Genomic DNA, 18,017 nt, shown 5'->3' on the forward strand with positions numbered 1-18,017 from the left:
TCGATGCTGCTTGCCCTTGCCCTCCCTGTCGCCAGCGCGCCCGAGATCAATGTCGGCGGCGAACTGATCCGCGTGCTGCTCAGTCTCGCCGGCATCGTGCTGCTGATCTTCGCCGCGGGTTGGCTCAGTCGCCGACTGCAGGCGCGCACTTCGCCGGGCGGTCGACGCCTGCGCTGCGTGGAATCCATGGCGGTCGGCGCCCGCGATCGCGTGTTGCTGATCGACGCGGATGGCAAGCGCCTGCTGGTGGGCGTGGGGCAGGGTGGCATGCGCACGCTGCACGTGTACGAGGGCGCGGCACCCGCACCCGAACCTTCTTCACACCCCCCGTTGCCGGCTTTCGGCGACGTGCTGGCGCGCTGGAAGCGCAAATCATGAAGCCTCTGCGTTGGATCTTGCTGTCGCTGTTCCTGCTGTGCCCGCTGTTCGCCTGGGCGGCGCCCGCCATGCCGGCGATGCCGAGCATGCCGCAGATGCCGTCATCGCCCTCGGGTATTCCTGTGCTGACCGTGCAGAACGCGCCGGGCGGTGCGCAGAACTGGACGCTGTCGCTGCAGATGTTGGCCCTGATGACGGTGCTGACGCTGCTGCCGGCGGTGCTGCTGATGATGACGTCGTTCACGCGCATCATCATCGTGCTCGGCTTTCTGCGTCAGGCGCTGGGTACGCAGTCCACCCCGTCCAACCAGATCATCCTGGGCTTGTCGTTGTTCCTCACCTTGTTCGTGATGTCGCCGGTGCTCAACCATGCGTATACCGATGGCGTGAAGCCGTACATGGATGGGCAGTTGGCGATGGAGCAGGCGGTGCCAGCGGCCGCCGCGCCATTCAAGCACTTCATGCTCGACCAGACGCGCGACGCGGATCTCCAGCTGTTCACCCATCTGGCCAACGAAAAGCCGTATGCCAGCAAGGACGACGTACCGTTTCGCGTGGCCATGCCGGCGTTTGTCACCAGCGAATTGAAAACCGCGTTCCAGATGGGCTTTCTGCTGTTCATTCCGTTCCTGATCATCGACCTGGTGGTCGCCAGCGTGCTGATGTCCATGGGCATGATGATGGTGTCGCCGGCGATCATCTCGCTGCCGTTCAAGATCATGCTGTTCGTGCTGGTCGATGGCTGGACCCTGCTGCTCGGCACGCTCGCCGGCAGCTTCTACACCTGAGCGCGCCATGACTCCCGAATCCGTCATCGAGTTCGGCCAGCACGCGCTCTACGTCGCGATGATCATGGCCGCACCCTTGCTGCTCACCGCGCTGGCGGTGGGCTTGATCATCGGTGTGGTGCAGGCGGCCACGCAGATCAACGAAATGACCTTGAGCTTTATCCCCAAGGTCATCGCCATGGCCACCGTGGCGCTGATCACCGGGCCGTGGATGCTGCGCACGCTGGTGCAGTTCACTCGCCAGTTGATCGAAAGCCTGCCGGGAGCGGTGAAATGACCACGGTCGATCTGGCCGAGTTGCAACGCTCGCTGGGCTCGGTGCTGTGGGCCATGGGCCGCGTGGGCGGGGTGTGCATGACCGCGCCGATATTTTCAGACAAAGTGGTGCCGCAACGGATCCGCCTGGCGGTGATGGTGCTGCTGACCCTGGTACTGGCGCCGCTGTCACCGACCACCATCGACCCGATGAGCGCCGACGGCATCGCCACCATGGTGAGCCAGGTGCTTATCGGCGCGGCGATTGGCTTTGTGCTCAAGCTGATATTCGAGGCGGTATCGTTTGGCGGCCAGTTGGTGGGGCAGAGCATGAGCCTGGGGTTTGCCGAAACGGTGAATCCCAGCGCGGGCGGCAGTACGCCGGTGCTCAGCCAGTTCTACGTATTGCTGGTGACGTTGTTGTTCCTGGCGATGGACGGCCATCTGCGCCTGATCAGCTTGCTCGCCGACAGTTTCCATACCTTGCCGCCGGGCCGTTCGGCCATCGACAGCAACGGGCTGCATGCGGTGCTGGCGTTTGCCGCCCAGTTGTTCGGCGGTGCCGTGCGCGTGGCGCTTCCGGCCATGACGTCGCTGCTGATGGTGAACATTGGTTTCGCCGCGATCAGTCGCGCCGCGCCGTCCATGAATCTGTTCGCGGTGGGTTTTCCCATCACCGTGACGCTGGGATTTGTCGCGCTGTGGCTGTCGCTGCGCAGCGTGCCGGGTGCGTTCGACGCCTTGCAGGTGCAGGCATGGACGTTGATGCACGAACTGGTGGGCGGTTGAGGAGCGCGCCATGTCCGAGCAAAGCGACCAGGAAAAAACCGAACAACCATCTGAAAAACGCCTGCGCGAAGCGCGCGAAAAGGGCGAGCTGCCGCGCTCGCGCGATCTCTCCGGTGCCGTGGTGGTGCTGGCCGGCGTCTGTGCCCTGATCAGCGGCGGGCAAGGCGCGCTGGAGCATGTGCAGCGCATCTACCGCCTGGGGCTGGTCTATCGGCGCGATGCGCTGTTCAGCGACGAATTGCCTTCGCGCGTATTGAGCCTGGCGACGCGCGAGGCGGTGTTGTTGCTGGCGCCGCTAGGGTTGGCGACGGTGTTGGCGGCACTGGCGGCGCCGATCCTTCTGGGCGGCCTTAACTTCAGTACGCAGGCGTTGGAGCCCAAGCTGGAGCGGCTCGATCCCATCGCTGGGCTGGGTCGCATCTTCGCCATGCGCGGCTTGGTGGAGCTGGCCAAGTCGCTGCTCAAGCTGCTGCTGATCGGTGGCGTGCTGGTGATGGTGCTGAAGAACTGGCAAGACGACCTGATGGGCACCGGCCTGGGCGAAGTCGGCCCTGGCATGCTGCGCGCGATGAGCCTGCTTGGCCACGGCGCCTTGCTGTTCGGCTCGGTGCTGGCGCTGATCGGCGGCGTCGACGCGCTGTACCAGAAGTTCGACCACAACAAGCGCCTGCGCATGACGCGCCAGGAGCTGAAGGACGAATCGAAGGAAAGCGACGGCAACCCCGAGCTGAAAGGCCGCATTCGCCAGATGCAATACCAGATGGCGCGCAAACGCATGATGCAGGAGTTGCCCAAGGCGGACGTGCTGATTACCAACCCGTCGCACTTCGCCGTGGCGCTGCGCTACGACGAAGGCCGCATGGGTGCGCCGCGCGTGATCGCCAAGGGCATGGACGAACTGGCGCTGCAGATTCGCATGGTGGCGGCCAGCCATCGCATTCCCACGGTGGAAGCGCCGCCGCTGGCGCGCGCGCTGTACGCCACCACGCGGATCGATCGCGAAATCCCCGCGTCGCTATATGTGGCGGTAGCGCAGGTGCTCGCTTACGTGTTCCAGCTCAAGCAGGCGGTGTCGCGCGGTGAAGAGCCGCCCACGGCACCGCAACCCGATGTCGATCCGGACCTGATGGGTCCCTACCAGTTCTGATGGAAGCAGGCATGGCAACAGCAAACGCCATCGATAGTCTGAAGTCGCTCGGCCGTCGAGGCCTGGGTGCGCCGGTCATCATGCTCGCCGCGCTGGCGATGATGATGCTGCCGTTGCCGCCGTTCTTGCTCGACATGCTGTTCAGTTTCAACATCGCCTTGTCGCTGGTGATCCTGCTGGCGGTGATCTATGTGATGCGGCCGCTGGAGTTCGCTGCCTTTCCCACGGTGGTGCTGATGGCGACACTGTTGCGCCTGGCGCTCAACATCGCCTCTACCCGCGTGGTGCTGCTGCATGGCCATGACGGCCCCGGTGCCGCAGGCAAGGTAATCGAGGCCTTCGGCGAGTTCGTGATCGGCGGCAACTTCGCCGTGGGCCTGGTGGTGTTCGCCATCCTCACCATCATCAACTTCGTGGTGGTGACCAAGGGCGCCACGCGCGTATCCGAAGTGACTGCGCGCTTCACCCTCGATGCCATGCCCGGCAAGCAGATGGCGATCGATGCCGACCTCAATGCTGGGCTGCTTAACCAGGAGCAGGCGCGCGAGCGTCGTCAGGAAGTGCGCGAGGAGGCGGACTTCTACGGTTCGATGGACGGTGCCTCCAAGTTTGTACGTGGCGACGCCACGGCGGGCATCCTGATTCTGCTGATCAATATCGTTGGCGGCTTCTTCGTCGGTGTGCTGCAACACGGCCTGTCGGCGGCTGAGGCCGCCAAAACCTACACACTGCTGACCATTGGCGACGGCCTGGTGGCGCAGGTGCCGGGCTTGATGCTCTCCATTGCCACGGCGGTCATCGTGACCCGCGTGTCCAAGTCGCAGGACATGGGCAAGCAGCTCGTGGGCCAGTTGTTCGGCCAACCCCGCGCGTTGACGGTGGCTGGTGTGGTGCTCGGCGTGATGGGCCTGATCCCGGGCATGCCGAACATCGCGTTCCTGCTGCTGGGCGCTACTTGCGGCGGTGCGGCGTGGTTGATGATCAAGCGCGAGCGCGAGGCGAAGGAGCGCGCCAGCCAGGTGGTGGCCGAGGCGCCGCCACCGCCGGTGCCGGCCGAACGCCTGGAGCTGGGCTGGGAAGATGTCGCCAGCGTCGATCCGCTGGGCCTGGAAGTGGGCTATCGGCTAATTCCGCTGGTGGATACGCACCAGGGCGGCGAGTTGATGGGGCGCATCAAGTCGGTGCGCCGCAAGCTGTCGCAGGAGCTGGGCTTCCTGGTGCCGCCGGTGCATATCCGCGACAACCTGGACTTGGGCGCGAACACCTATCGCATCACCTTGATGGGCGTGCCGATGGGCGAGGCCGAGGTACACAACGATCGACTGCTCGCCATCAACCCCGGTCGCGTGCAGGAGGGCCTGCAGGGCATCGTCACGCGCGATCCGGCGTTCGGCCTGGAGGCGCTGTGGATCGAGCCGGGGCAGCGCGAGCAGGCGCAAAGCCTGGGGTACACGGTGGTGGACCCGGCCACGGTCGTCGCCACGCATCTGTCGCACATCCTGCAGGGGCACGCACACGAGCTGCTCGGCCACCAGGATGTACAGCAGTTGCTGGATCGCCTGGCACAGACCGCGCCCAAGCTGGTGGAAGACCTGGTGCCCAAGCGGCTGTCGCTGGGCGTGGTGGTGAAGGTGATGCAGAACCTGCTGGCCGAGCGCGTGCCGATTCGCAACATGCGCAGCATCGTCGAAACCTTGGCGGAGCATGCGAGCCAGAGTCAGGATCCCGGCGCGCTCACCGCGGCCGTGCGCGTGGCGCTGGGTCGCCAGATCGTGCAGGAGATCTCCGGGCTCGGTACCGAGATCCCGGTTATCACGCTGGCACCGGAACTGGAGCAGATCCTGCTGGGTTCCCTCGCAAACGGCGGTGTGGCGGGCGCGGCGGTGGAACCGGGCCTTGCCGACCGCCTGCAACAAGGCGTCGCCGAGGCCGCGCGCAAGCAGGAAATGAGCGGCGAACCGGCGGTGTTGCTGGTCGCGCCGCAGCTTCGTCCATGGCTCGCGCGCTTCACTCGTCATGTGGCACAGAACCTGCACGTACTGGCCTACAACGAGGTGCCTGACAACCGCAGAGTGCGTTTGGTGCAGGCGCTGGGTCGGTAACGGAGAGGAACAGAGTCATGGCGAAACGGGAATGGATGCGGGCTAGCGGCGGTGCTTCCAGTGGACGCGCTCGCGCGACCGCCAGCGCAACGAATGCGCTGCGCGTGTCGGACCACGCCAGCCCTGCGCCGCGCTCGCGGAGTGGCAAAGCATGAAGATCAAGCGTTTCGTGGGCGCCGATATGCGCCAGGCCATGCGCGAAGTGCGCGAGGAGCAGGGGCCCGATGCGGTCATCCTCTCCACGCGACGCATGGAGGACGGCATCGAGATCATCGCGGCCGTCGATTTCGATGAAGCCCTGGTGCGCGAAGCCGCCCGCCATGGCACGCCGCTGCCGGAAACCCCGCGTTCGGCGACGCCCGCGAGTGTCGCGGTAGCGCCCGGCGAGATCACGGCGATGATGGTTCGTCGTCAGGAAGTCTTGCCGCCGCCGCTGCCGCCGGTTTCCCGTCACGAAGACGATGGCGTGACGGTTTCCCTTTCCCATCGCGCGCCGCCTCCGCCGACCGTGGCGGCGGCCGACGTGCCGACGACGATGGCCGAAGCGCCGGCAACGGTCGCCGAGCCGGTCCTCGCCAACACGGAGAGCGCCGAATCCTTGCATCCGCTGCTGGAGCGGGCCATGCAGGACACCGCCCGGGTGCGCGCCGAGCTGGGCAGCCTGCGCGAGCTGCTGGAGACGCAGCTATCGAGCCTGTTGTGGAACGACATGGAGCGGCGCCAGCCGATGCGGGCGCGCGTGCTGCGCGAAATGACCCGCCTGGGCATCGAAGCCGATGTGGCCCGCAAGCTGGTCAGCGAGCTGCCCGACAATATCAATGCCGACCAGGCGCGCTATCTGCCGCTGGGCATACTCAGTCGCAGTCTGTCGGTGAGCCGCCGCGACCAGTTCGAGCGGCGTGGGGTGATCGCCATGGTCGGCCCCACCGGTGTGGGCAAGACCACCACCATCGCCAAGCTGGCGGCTCGCGCGGTGATGCGCTACGGCGCCTCGCAGGTAGCGTTGGTCAGCACCGACCATTACCGCATCGGTGCTGCCGCGCAGTTGGAACATTACGGTCGCCTGCTTGGCGTGCGCGTGTATCCCGCCTATGACGCGGACAGCCTGCGCCAAGTGCTGGAACTGCTGCGTGGCTGCCAGACCGTGCTGGTCGATACCGCGGGCCTCGCCGGCAATGATCCTCGCCTGGCCGAGCAGCTCGAAGTGCTGGGCAACGGTGGTGACCTGCGTGCCTGTCTGGTGTTGGCGGCCAACGCGCACGCCGCCTCGCTCGACGAATCGGTGCGCGCGTACCTGCCGGTGAAGCCGCACGCCTGCATCCTGACCAAACTCGACGAGGCGCCCAATCTGGGAGGCGCACTGTCGGTACTCATTCGCCATCAGCTCGCGCTCGACTACGTCACCGACGGTCAGCGGGTGCCCGAAGACATCGCCAATGCCGATGCGCGGTTGCTGGTGTGTCGTGCCGCCCAGGCGCTCAAGGGCAATACCTCGGCCGATGACGATGTCATGGCCGAGCGTTTCGGACTCGCAGTGGTGAACGCATGAATGGTGTCTTTGCGATGAATCAAGCCATAGGGCTGGAAGCCATGTTGCATGCTCTTGCGGAACGTCACGGCAGCAAGCCGGTGCCTGCTCCCGAGCCGCCCGTCCATGTCGCCGCGCCCACGCCGCGCCGGCGCTGCCGCGCCATTGCGGTGGCAGGCGGCAAGGGGGGCGTGGGCAAGACCACGGTGTCGGTGAACCTGGGTATGGCCCTGGCCAAGGAGGGGCGGCAGGTGATCCTGCTCGACGCCGACATGGGGCTGGCCAATATCGATGTGTTGCTGGGCCTTACGCCCACCCGCCACATCGGCCATCTGCTGGACGGCACTTGCGGCATTGAAGATCTGCTGTTGTCCGCGCCGCACGGCCTGAAGGTGGTGCCGGCCGGTTCCGGTACGCGGCGCTTGGCCCAACTGGGCAACGGCGAGCACGCGGCGGTGATCCGCGCCTTCGATGACCTGCCGGAGCCACCGGATTACCTGCTGGTCGATACGGCCGCCGGGTTGTCCGACAACGTGGCCATGTTCGCCGCGGCGGCCGACGACGTTGTGCTGGTGGTCTGCGACGAACCGGCTTCGCTCACCGACGCCTACGCGCTGCTCAAGGTGCTCAGCCGCGATTTCGGCGTACGCCGCTTCCGCATGGTGGCGAACATGGTGCGTAACGCCAGCGAGGCGCGCGTGCTGCATCAGAAGCTGGCGCGCGTATGCGACCGCTTCCTCGACGTGGCGCTGGAGTTCATGGGCATGGTGCCCAACGACGAACGGCTTAAGCAGGCCATTCGCCGCCAGAGCGCCGTGGTGGATCTATGGCCCTCAAGTCGCTCGGGGCAGGCATTCAAGCAATTGGCGGGTGCGGTCGATACATGGGGTGAACCCGAGCGACTGGGGCTGGACCGCATTGCGTTCTTCAGCAGGCACGCCACAGTGGCGACGGGGTGGTGAGATGAGCGTGGCTTCCGAATATCTGCAGCTGCAGAAGCAGAGTGCCGACGAACTGGTCCGCCAACATGCGCCCCTGGTGCGACGCATTGCTTATCACTTGATGGGCAGGCTTCCGCCTAGTGTGGATGTGAGCGACCTGATTCAGGCCGGCATGATCGGTTTGCTGGAGGCGGCGCGAAATTTCGCTACAGGACGTAACGCGAGTTTCGAGACGTTTGCGGGTATCCGCATTCGTGGCGCGATGCTCGATGAATTGCGGCGCACCGACTGGACACCCCGGTCGGTGCACCGAAAGGTTCGCGAGATGGCGGAGGTGGTGCGCCAGATCGAGATCGAAACCGGCGCCGATGCCGATGACGCCGAAGTGATGCGGCGACTGGGCATGGGCGCGGAGGAGTACCACCAGGTGTTGGCCGATGCGGCAAGCGCCCGGTTGCTCAGCTTGTCAGCGCCCGACGACGCCGATGGCGGCGCGGCGTTCGATGTGGCCGATGGCGACAGCCTGGGGCCGCAGGACAGCGTGGAGCACGAGGGCATGCGTGGAGCGTTGGTGGAAGCCATTGGCGGCTTGCCCGAACGCGAGCAGCTGGTGATGTCGCTGTACTACGAAGAGGAGTTGAACCTCAAAGAGATTGGTGCGGTGCTTGGCGTCACCGAATCTCGGGTTTGTCAGATTCATGGCCAGGCCATCGTGCGTTTGCGGGCGCGCATGGCCGGTTGGCGCGAACGCGCATAAGCAGTACCCCGGACATTTCCTCAAGGCATGGCGCACCGGACCACACGGTGCAAGCGGAGAACGTGGTTTGGACAAGAATATGAAGATCCTGGTGGTGGACGACTTCTCCACCATGCGGCGCATCGTTCGCAACCTGCTCGTCGAGCTGGGTTTCAGCAACGGCCTCATCCAGGAGGCCGACGATGGCGAGAGCGCACTGACGTTGCTGCGCAGCACACCATTCGACATGGTGGTAACCGACTGGAACATGCCCAATATGACGGGCATCGACCTGCTGCGCGCCATTCGCGCGGAGCCCACGCTGAAATCCATCCCGGTGCTCATGGTCACGGCCGAGAACAATCGCGAACAGATCATCGCCGCCGCACAGGCCGGCGTGAACGGCTACATCGTCAAGCCCTTCACCGCCGCCACCCTGCAAGAAAAACTGGGCAAGATCTTTGAGCGCCTCGGCGCCGCCGGAGCCGCCGCATGAACGCACAACCCGCCTTGATCGCTGCCGAAGCCATGCCGCAGGAACTGCACGACCTGCTCAACAGCGCCGACGGCGCCGCCTTCGAGCAGGCGCTGGATGAACTGGTGCGCCAGCGCGAGCAGCGCTTGTTCCGGGCGCTTGGTTTGCTTGCGCGTGAACTGCACGACGCCGTGCGCCGCCTTGGCGGCGATCTGGCGCAGGAGGGCGTGCCTGGCAGCGTCGCCGATGCCCGCCAGCACCTGCAGGATGTGCTGGAGATGAGCGCGCAGGCCGCGCATCGCACGCTCGACTTTGCCGAACGCATGCGCCCGCAGGCCGAAGCGCTGGCCGAGAACGCACATGCCGTGGTGGATGGCACGCCGGCCGGTGACGTCGCTCACGTGCTCGCGCAGCAGTCGCTGGCGTTCGCCACCGAGTGCCGCGATGGCATGGCCGATTTCGTGGTAGCGCAATCGTGGCAGGACCTGTCCGGCCAGCGCATCAAGAAGGTGGTCAATTTCATCAGCAGCGTGGAGAGCTCATTGCTGGAACTGGTGAACCTCACTGGCGCACTGGCCAGCGGCGAGACCGCGGTGGGCCCGGTCAAGGTGTCCAGCCAGGACGAGGCCGATCGTCTGCTTAGCGAGTTCGGCTTCTAAGGAGCGCGGTTCCTCATGGATCCCAGTTTGGACAGCGAGCTGCGTAACGATTTCCTGGTGGAAGCCGGGGAGCTCGTGCAACGCCTGGGCGAGCAGTTGATCGGACTGGAAGCCGCGCCGCGCGATGCCGATCTGCTGAACGCGGTGTTTCGCGCGTTCCATACGGTCAAGGGTGGCGCGGGCTTCCTCGCCATCGAACCGATGGTGCACCTGTGCCATCACGCTGAAGATCTGCTCAATGTGGCGCGTAACGGGCAGTTGCTGCTCGACGCCAACCGCATGGACGCGCTGCTCGAAGCGCTGGACTTGCTCAACGACATGCTGGCCGCGCTCGCTGGCGGCGAAAGCATGACGCCGCCGCCGCCGAGCCTGTTGCAGCGCCTGTCGCCCGCTGGCGCGGTGGTGCCCAAGCCCGTGCCGGCGCCGGTGGCCGCCCCGGTGGCGCCGCCGAGCGATGGCAGCATCGACGACTCCGAATTCGAGGCGTTGCTCGATAGCCTTTACGGCACCGGCGGCGTACCGGGCGCACCAGCGACCGCGCCGGCCACGACGGGCAGCATGAGCGACGACGAATTCGAAGCCTTGCTGGACAATCTGCACGGCAAGGGTGGTACGCCGGGCACGGAGACTTCCGCACCGGCGCCTTCTGCACCGGCGCACGGGGTGGCATCGGGCGGCATCAGCGACGATGAGTTCGAGTCCCTGCTGGACAACCTGCACGGCAAGGGCGCCGCGCCGGGCGCCACGGCCATCGCCTCGGTGCCGGCACCAGTAGCTTCGCCCGCGCCCGCGCCCGCGCCCGCGGCGGCGGCCGCCAAGCACGCCGCACCGCCGCCGGAAAACACCGTGCGCGTGGATACCGCGCGCCTCGACGCACTGGTGCATCGCGCGGGCGAACTGGTGCTGGTACGCAACCGCCTGCTTAGTCTGTCCGCCAAGCACGGGGACGAAACCCTGGCGCTGGCGGCCAGCGAACTCGATCGCGTGGCCGATGCGCTGCAGAACGCCGTGCTCGGTATGCGGCTGCAACCGGTGAGCCGCCTGTTCCAACGCTTCCCGCGCATCGTGCGCGATCTTTCGCGCCAGCTCGGCAAGGAAGTAGAACTGGTGCTGGAAGGCGAGGGCACCGATCTCGACCGAAGCCTGGTCGAAGCGCTCGCCGATCCGATGGTCCACCTGATCCGTAACGCCCTCGACCACGGCCTGGAAATGCCGGCCGAGCGCGAGCATGCCGGCAAGTCGCGCAAAGGCACGGTGACCTTGGGCGCGAGCCAGCGCGGCGAACGCATCATCATTACCGTGGCCGACGACGGTCGCGGCATGAACCCCGACGTTCTGCGCCGCAAGGCGGTGGAGAAGGGCGTCATCGACGAGGCCCAGGCGGCGCGCCTCAGCGAAAACGAATGCTATGAACTGATCTTTCGTCCCGGCTTCAGCACGGCCGCCACGGTCTCGGACATTTCCGGCCGCGGTGTAGGCATGGACGTGGTGAAGACGCGCGTAGCCGAGCTGGGCGGCACCTTGCAGGTGCGCTCGCAACTGGGTCGTGGCAGCACGCTGGAACTGGCCGTGCCACTGACGCTGGCGATCCAGCGCGTGCTGATGGTGCGCGTGGGGGGACGCCTGCTGGCGCTGCCGCTCAGCAACGTGGAAGAGGTATTCGAACTAGCGCAGGGACAGAAGCAAAAGTTGGACGGCCGCGTGGTTGCCTCGCATCGCGGACGCGCCTTGGCGCTGGCCGATCTCGGCGGCTGGCTGGGTGTGGATGGCGCCTGCGGCAGCCACGTGGTGGTGCTGCATATCGGTCATACGCGACTGGGCTGCCTGGTACACGAAGTGCTGGGTCGCGAAGACGTAATGGTGAAGCCGCTTGGCCCCCTGTTCGAAGGCGTGCCCGCTGTGGCGGGCGCCACGGTTACCGGCGATGGCCGTCTCGCGCTGGTGATGGATCTGGCCGGCCTGGCCGGCGGCGACGGTCAACTCCTCCCATCTTTACGAGTAAGCGCCTGACATGGACCTGGTAAGTCTCATCGGTACGATCCTGGCCTTCGTGGTGGTGATCGTCGGCACCATCCTCAAGGGTTCCAGCGTGGAAGCGCTGTGGAATCCGGCCGCGTTCGTGATCGTGTTTCTCGGCACCATCGCCGCCTTGCTGGTGCAGAACCAGGGCAAGACGCTCAAGCAGGCCATGGGCATGTTCCCCATGGTGTACAAGCCGCCGCATCACCAGCCGGCCGACCTGATCAGCCGCATCGTCGGCTGGAGCGAAATCTCCCGTCGCCAGGGCCTGCTCGGCCTGGAGCCGCAGATCGAATCGGAAAGCGACAATTTCGTGCGCAAGGGCCTGCAACTGCTGGTCGACGGCAGTGAGCCGGATGCGATCCGCGGTGTGCTGGAAGTGGAAGTGGGCGCGCGCGAGCACGCCGATCTTGCCGCCGCCAAGGTGTTCGAGAACGCCGGTATCTTCTCGCCCACCATGGGCATCATCGGCGCGGTGATGGGCTTGATGGCGGTGATGCAGAACCTGGCCGACCCCAGCAAGCTCGGCCACGGCATCGCGGCGGCCTTCGTGGCGACCATCTACGGCGTGGCGCTGGCCAACCTGCTGATGCTGCCGATGGCCGCGCGCCTGAAAGGCCTGATCCACAAGCAGACACAGATGCGCGAGATCCTGGTGGAAGGCTTGGTCGCCATCGCCGAAGGCAGCAATCCGCGCCAGATCGAATCCAAATTGCAGGGTTACCTGCCGTGAAAGGCCGCTCCAAAAAGCACCACGAGGATCACGTCAACCACGAGGCATGGGCCATTCCCTATGCCGACCTGATGACGCTGCTGCTCGCATTCTTCGTGGTGATGTACGCCGTTTCGGTGGTCAACGAGGGCAAGTACCGCGTGATGTCCGAGTCGATCATCGAGGCGTTCAACGGCTCCAGTCACGTCATTGCCCCCATGCCCGAAGCGCGCGCCAAACCGCGCAACGTGGACCCGGCGATGGCTTCGCCGTCGGGTCAGCCCGGTGCCGCGGCCGATCCGCTTAACGTACCCATTCCCGCCCGCCCTTCACCCATGCGCGTGGCGGATGTTCGCGTGGCGGCGCAGATGCGCGATCAGCGTCGCAACCTGGAAGTGATCCGCGATCAGGTGCAGCGCGCGCTGCAGCCCTTGATCGACAAGCAGATGGTGGTGGTGCGCAAGACCACCTCGTGGCTGGAGATCGAACTGCGCACGGACATCCTGTTTCCCAGCGGGGTGGCCAAGATTTCCGAGCAGGCCGATCCCGTGCTCGACCAGCTGGCTACGATCCTCCAGCCATTCCCCAACCCCGTACGCATCGAGGGCTATACGGACGATCGCCCGATCAACACGGCGTTGTATCCCTCCAACTGGGAGCTGTCTGCCGCGCGCGCCGCCAGCGTGGCGCGAATGTTCTCCGAACACGGTGTCGATCCGCAGCGGCTGGGCATCGTCGGCTGGAGCGAATATCGCCCCAGCGCCGACAACAGCACCGAAGACGGGCGCAACCACAATCGCCGCGTGCTGGTGGTGATCCTCAGCGAGGACGCCGCGCCCCACCGCCTCTTCAACGACGCGCAGAAGGGCCAGTTCGCCGGCAACGACGACACGCCCGCATCGGCCACCTCGGTCGGCGGCACGCTGCCGATGGTGCAAGCCCTGGCCAAGGCGCCATTGGGCGCGGCCGATGCGCTGCCGGCAAACAAGGTGTTGCTGGTGCACCCGCCGATGAGTGTGCCGCCGGTTGCCGCGCCCGCCACCGACGACGCGCGTCGCGCGCTGCCCGGCGCTACCGCTGGCGCCATGACGCTGGGCGCACCGCGCCTGACCACGCCGGAACACGGCCCGTAATCCACCATGCCGCACCACGCGCGGCATCGACGTATCCGAGGGAGTTGAAGTCGTGAACCCCAACCCGATCCAAGGCGCGGACGAACGCTGGCTTTCCTTCCGTCTGGGGGGGCAGCTGTATGCCGCGCCGCTCACGCAGGTCAGCGAAGTGATCCGCGACGGCGAACTTACCCCGGTGCCGGGTGCGGCATCCGACCTGCTCGGCATCCGCCATCTGCGCGGCCGCATCGTGCCGGTACTCGACGGCCGGCATCGCCTGGGTATGCCGGTGGAGCGCGGTGGCGATTCCTCGCAGGTGCGCCTGGTGATGTTGTCGCATGGCGTGCACCTGGTGGGTTTGCGCGTGGATGCCATTGGCGACCTGATCTCGGTGGTTACCAAGGACATCGCGCCGCCGCCGCCGGGCGGCGTGGTGCGCATGGATGAGCCGGTGTTCGGCGTCTATCCGTGGCAGGGCGGTTTTGTCGCACTGCTCGACGTACGCCGTCTGTGCCGTCTCCCGCAGGAGCAGGACGCGGCCTGATCCATCCTTGTCGCTGGCGCGGCTATGCTTGGGTTCGCGCCGCTCCCAGCGAGGGCTGGCGCGTATCCCCATGAGGGACCCGCCAGGAGAGCGCCCGATGTCTTCGCAAGTACCGGCTTCGTCCGCCGTTTCGGCCAGCCAGCGCGCGGTGGTCATCATCGCGGCGGCTTGTGTGCTGGCCCTGCTGTACTTCGGTCGTGAAGTGCTGGTGCCGATCGTGCTGGCGCTGTTCCTCAGCCTTTTGATGGCGCCGTGGGTCCGTCTCTATCGGCGCCTTGGCTTTGGCCATGCCGCCTCGGTGCTGATTGCCGTGGTCGCGCTGGTGGTAGTGGTCACCGGCATGACCACCATCATTGGCTCGCAGCTGGTGCACGTGGCACGCAGCCTGCCGCAGTACGAGGTGACCATCCACGCCAAGGTGCAGGCGCTGCGCGGGGAAACCCTGGGGCGGCTGGATTTCATGCGGGGCGAATTGGGCAAGGTGATGGAGGATCAGGGCACGTCGCCTGCGCCGGCATCGGCCAGTACCGCCGCGCCTTTTGCGCTGCCGCCGTATCTCAGCTTGCCTGCAGGCGCCAAGCCCGCGCAGGTGCCCACGCATACGCCGTCCACCCCGGTGGGCATCGTCACGCGCGTGCTGAGTGCCGCGTGGACGCCCGTGGAAACGGCCGGCATCGTGCTGGTGGTGCTGATCTTTGTGCTGCTGGAGCACGAGTCGCTGCGCGATCGTTTTATTCGCTTGACCGGCGGCTCGGACCTGCGTGCCACCACGGCGGCGATCAACGATGCGGGCGAGCGGCTGTCGCGCTTTTTCCTTTCCACGTTCTCGGTCAATTTCGGCGTGGGCGTGGCGGTCTGGCTGGGGTTGACGCTGATTGGCGTACCCAGTGCGCCACTTTGGGGTGCGCTCACCGCCGCGATGCGTTTCGTGCCCTACATCGGCGTCTGGCTGGTGGCCGCGCTGGTGGCGCTGTTCGCGGCCGCGGTGTCGCCGGGATGGTCGCTGCTGCTGATGACGGTGACGCTCTACGTGGTCGTGGAGCTGGTCGTGTCCCAGTTGATCGAACCGTTTCTCTACGGTCACACCACGGGCCTGTCGCCGCTCGCCGTCGTGGTATCGGCCATTTTCTGGAGCTGGCTGTGGGGCCCGGTGGGCCTGCTGATGTCCACGCCACTCACGTTGTGCCTGGTGGTGGCAGGGCGTCATGTGAAGGCGCTGGATCTACTCAACATCCTGCTGGGCGATGCGCCAGCGCTCACCCTGCCGCAACGGGTGTATCAGCGCGCCTTGTCGGGCGACGCGGCGGAAATTCTGGGTGAGGCGCGCGAGTTCCTGAAGCGCAAGAGCTTCGCCGCGTATTGCGATGCGGTGTTGTTGCCGGCGATGCAGCTGGCGCGTATCGATCGCACGCGCGGCACCATCAACCCCACGCAGCAGTCGGCGGTACGCAATACCATTTCGGCCGTGCTGGAGTCGCTCAGCAGCAAGGAGCGCAAGTGGTCGCGCTGGCGCCATCGCCCATCGGTACTGGAGGGCACCAGCATTGGCCGCAGCCTGCGTCAGCAGCGCGAGGACGCCACCGGGCGCTGGCAGGGGCCGTTGGTGGTGCCGCCGGGTTCGGTGGTGCTATGTGTGAGCCTGGGTTCGATGGTGGACGATCTGGCGGCCGAGTTGCTCACCCGTGTGCTGCGCGACCTGCAGATCGATGCCCGCCATTTGGCGGTGGAGGACTTTGCCGCGTTCGCCGCCGAGCCGCATCCGGAGATGACGCCCGATGCGGTGTCGATGGCCTACCTGGTGAGCGGCGAGCCCAGCGCGGAAAAGGACGCCCTCAACCGCCTGGCCGAGCGCCTGCGTCGTGAGATTCCGCAGGTCTGCCTGGTCGGCCTACTCTTGCCCGAGCCGCTGGTGGAGCCCGACCTCACCCAGCCGCTGAATCCCGACTTCAATGAAGTGGCACGCTCGCTGGAGCAAGCCGCGCAGCAGGCCATCGCACGCTTCCCCCAAGGGCGGGCCGACGCTCCGTAGTCTTGCCCCGACTATCGAGTGATCGTGCTTGTGATGCTGGGTACGGTGCACGCGCATGGGCGTGACGCGCGCGCGTATATCTTTGTTGCAAATGGATTCGCGTGACATGGCTGGCTAGTTCCGTGCAGCCATGCATGCCCTCTCAAGTAGCGATGAAAGCGATGCAATGAGAGGACGTAGGTCCTAACTCGCTAGGTTTGCCCGGGAGGCACAAGCCGATGCGCGTGTGGTGCGCTCCAAAGCGGACGGCCAATTTGCCGCTGGAGGTGCTCGGTTCATTGCCATCCCGGCGAAGGCGGGGATACCGTGCCGTCGTGTAGGACGGGTGTTGCTCAGCTTTCCGGTTCGGCCGCGTCGTAGATGCAGGACATCACCGCGGCGGCAGCGGCGTAAAGCGTGGCCGGTACATCGTTGCGCAGGCGCAGGGAGGCGAGCAGGGCCGCCATCTGCGGATCCTGATGCAGTGGAATGCCCAGGGCACGGGCGCGCGCCAGCAGGGTCTCCAGCGACTCCGGCGGCAGCGTGGCTGGCGCGGGCGCATCCGCAGGGCCTCCGGTGAGGCGCAGGGTGACGCGGCGTTGAGCAGTTGGCAGTGGTGTGCTCATGCGGTGGTCTTCAGCAGTATGGCGCTGTGCGGATTGTTGGTTTGCGGCAACCCTTGCTGGCAGCTCAGTTGATCCAGGATCAGCCCGTGCCCGCTGAGTTGCTGGCGCAAGGCGCCAAATTGCTGCTCCAGTCGTTCCACCGTGCTGGCACGCTCGGCCCACAAGCGTACCGACAGGCGCAGGTCACGCAGTTGCAGTTCGCCTTGCAGCGGCCCCAGCGCGGGCAGGTCGATGGCGAAGCCGAACACCCAGGCCCTGCGGTAATCGTCATCGGCGGTGTATTGCAGGTGGATCTGCAGGATGTCGTGACCGCCTTCCCCCTGGATGGGAATCTCGATCATCCACGCCGGTACCGTGGTGGCTTCCAACTGGGCCACCTCCACGCGTGCCAGCGCCGCATGCACTTCGCCGTTGAGGCGGCCGAGCAGCACGTCCACGTCGTCATCGAGCAGTTCCGGCGGCAGGGCCATGCGCGGCTGCACCTGCAGGCCGCGTTGTTGCAGCGGCGGCGGGGTTTCCGTGCCGTTATCAGCGCTGCGGCGGCCGGGCAGGTAATCATCGAGCAGGCTGGCCAGTCGCAGCAGCGCGCCTTTCCAGTCCTCCTGGCCCAGGGCGGCCATGTTGACCTGGGCTTCGGCCAGTTCCGATTCCAGAAAGAGGCCGCTGCGCGCGATGGCTTCTTTTAGCCCTTCGGCGCGGGTGATTTCGGCCGGCGTGCGTACACCGTGTTCGAGCAGGGCCAGGGCGGGGCGCAGATAGGGGGGGAGCTGACGCAGCGCGGGGCGCTGGGACAGCGCCGCCAGCGTCGCCAGCAGGGGGGCGTAGCCATTCTGCTGGGGCAGCCGTTCGCGCATGGCGAGCTGGGTGGCGGGCTCGGCGGTTTGCGGCGCGATCACCTCCAACTGCGGTTGGGCGCCCAGCGTGAGCACGCGCACCTGAAACTGCGAGGGCAGTTGCCCACGAGGGGCCTCGGTCTCCACCGCCAGGGCGCCAATCTGCAATACCAGCAAGCCTTGCGGGTTGACGCCCAACGGTCGCGCAGCCAGCACCGTGCCTATGCGCCAACTCTCCGCTGCACTGCCGGAGGCGGCGCCGGCCCAGGTGAGGGCGGCGAAACTGGTGGGTTGTATGACCAAGCAAGGCTCCTTGCAGGGGGCGCGTTGCGCACGCGCCCATCCGTGCCCTAGTCATCGGCCGC

At 66.2% G+C, this 18,017-nt stretch carries 18 protein-coding genes; 16 read left to right on the top strand and 2 right to left on the bottom strand.

Annotated elements, in window-relative coordinates:
• Positions 1 to 3 precede the first annotated feature (3 nt).
• From fliO to JHD67_RS02440, 16 genes are all read left to right on the top strand, one after another.
• Positions 4 to 378 carry a flagellar biosynthetic protein FliO gene (gene fliO, locus JHD67_RS02365; protein ID WP_233171590.1) on the top strand — a complete coding sequence of 125 codons (375 nt, stop codon included), beginning with the start codon at positions 4 to 6 and terminating at the stop codon, positions 376 to 378.
• Complete coding sequence (gene fliP, locus JHD67_RS02370; protein ID WP_304487896.1) at positions 375 to 1,166, top strand: flagellar type III secretion system pore protein FliP; 792 nt, start codon at positions 375 to 377, stop codon at positions 1,164 to 1,166. Before fliO ends, fliP begins: the two co-directional genes overlap by 4 nt.
• Positions 1,167 to 1,173: 7 nt before the next feature.
• Positions 1,174 to 1,443, top strand: coding sequence for a flagellar biosynthesis protein FliQ (gene fliQ / locus JHD67_RS02375; protein ID WP_199096912.1), 270 nt, complete (start codon positions 1,174 to 1,176; stop codon positions 1,441 to 1,443).
• Positions 1,440 to 2,210: a flagellar biosynthetic protein FliR gene (gene fliR / locus JHD67_RS02380; RefSeq protein ID WP_199096914.1), complete on the top strand. Its 771-nt coding sequence runs from the start codon at positions 1,440 to 1,442 to the stop codon at positions 2,208 to 2,210. The genes fliQ and fliR overlap by 4 nt, the downstream gene beginning before the upstream one ends.
• A gap of 10 nt (positions 2,211 to 2,220) precedes the next feature.
• Complete coding sequence (flhB, locus tag JHD67_RS02385; protein ID WP_199096916.1) at positions 2,221 to 3,357, top strand: flagellar biosynthesis protein FlhB; 1,137 nt, start codon at positions 2,221 to 2,223, stop codon at positions 3,355 to 3,357.
• A gap of 11 nt (positions 3,358 to 3,368) precedes the next feature.
• Positions 3,369 to 5,459, top strand: coding sequence for a flagellar biosynthesis protein FlhA (gene flhA / locus JHD67_RS02390; RefSeq protein ID WP_199096918.1), 2,091 nt, complete (start codon positions 3,369 to 3,371; stop codon positions 5,457 to 5,459).
• 151 nt (positions 5,460 to 5,610) lie between these two features.
• On the top strand, positions 5,611 to 7,008 hold the full coding sequence (flhF, locus tag JHD67_RS02395) for a flagellar biosynthesis protein FlhF (protein ID WP_199096920.1): 1,398 nt from the start codon (positions 5,611 to 5,613) through the stop codon (positions 7,006 to 7,008).
• A gap of 14 nt (positions 7,009 to 7,022) precedes the next feature.
• Complete coding sequence (locus tag JHD67_RS02400) at positions 7,023 to 7,949, top strand: MinD/ParA family protein (protein WP_199096922.1); 927 nt, start codon at positions 7,023 to 7,025, stop codon at positions 7,947 to 7,949.
• A gap of 1 nt (position 7,950) precedes the next feature.
• On the top strand, positions 7,951 to 8,685 hold the full coding sequence (locus tag JHD67_RS02405; protein ID WP_199096924.1) for an RNA polymerase sigma factor FliA: 735 nt from the start codon (positions 7,951 to 7,953) through the stop codon (positions 8,683 to 8,685).
• A gap of 67 nt (positions 8,686 to 8,752) precedes the next feature.
• The gene (gene cheY / locus JHD67_RS02410) at positions 8,753 to 9,160 is read left to right on the top strand and encodes a chemotaxis response regulator CheY (protein WP_199096926.1); all 408 of its coding nucleotides are present in this window, start codon (positions 8,753 to 8,755) and stop codon (positions 9,158 to 9,160) included.
• Entirely contained in the window at positions 9,157 to 9,798 is a 642-nt protein-coding gene (locus tag JHD67_RS02415) for a protein phosphatase CheZ (RefSeq protein WP_199096928.1), read from the top strand. The genes cheY and JHD67_RS02415 overlap by 4 nt, the downstream gene beginning before the upstream one ends.
• A gap of 15 nt (positions 9,799 to 9,813) precedes the next feature.
• Positions 9,814 to 11,808 carry a chemotaxis protein CheA gene (locus tag JHD67_RS02420; RefSeq protein WP_199096929.1) on the top strand — a complete coding sequence of 665 codons (1,995 nt, stop codon included), beginning with the start codon at positions 9,814 to 9,816 and terminating at the stop codon, positions 11,806 to 11,808.
• A gap of 1 nt (position 11,809) precedes the next feature.
• On the top strand, positions 11,810 to 12,550 hold the full coding sequence (locus JHD67_RS02425; RefSeq protein ID WP_199096932.1) for a flagellar motor protein: 741 nt from the start codon (positions 11,810 to 11,812) through the stop codon (positions 12,548 to 12,550).
• A complete protein-coding gene (gene motD / locus JHD67_RS02430; protein ID WP_199096934.1) occupies positions 12,547 to 13,662 on the top strand; it encodes a flagellar motor protein MotD in 1,116 nt (371 codons plus the stop codon). The genes JHD67_RS02425 and motD overlap by 4 nt, the downstream gene beginning before the upstream one ends.
• A 52-nt stretch (positions 13,663 to 13,714) precedes the next feature.
• A complete protein-coding gene (locus JHD67_RS02435) occupies positions 13,715 to 14,185 on the top strand; it encodes a chemotaxis protein CheW (protein ID WP_199096936.1) in 471 nt (156 codons plus the stop codon).
• A 97-nt stretch (positions 14,186 to 14,282) separates the two neighbouring features.
• Positions 14,283 to 16,214, top strand: coding sequence for an AI-2E family transporter (locus tag JHD67_RS02440; RefSeq protein ID WP_199096938.1), 1,932 nt, complete (start codon positions 14,283 to 14,285; stop codon positions 16,212 to 16,214).
• Between the two features lie 332 nt (positions 16,215 to 16,546).
• Here the strand turns inward: JHD67_RS02440 and JHD67_RS02445 are convergent, their stop codons facing one another.
• On the bottom strand, positions 16,547 to 16,819 hold the full coding sequence (locus tag JHD67_RS02445) for a flagellar biosynthesis protein (RefSeq protein WP_199096940.1): 273 nt from the start codon (positions 16,817 to 16,819) through the stop codon (positions 16,547 to 16,549).
• A complete protein-coding gene (locus JHD67_RS02450) occupies positions 16,816 to 17,955 on the bottom strand; it encodes a flagellar hook-length control protein FliK (RefSeq protein WP_199096942.1) in 1,140 nt (379 codons plus the stop codon). The genes JHD67_RS02445 and JHD67_RS02450 overlap by 4 nt, the downstream gene beginning before the upstream one ends.
• Positions 17,956 to 18,017 lie beyond the last annotated feature (62 nt).

Source organism: Dyella sp. ASV21 (assembly GCF_016428975.1).
Classification (GTDB): domain Bacteria; phylum Pseudomonadota; class Gammaproteobacteria; order Xanthomonadales; family Rhodanobacteraceae; genus Dyella.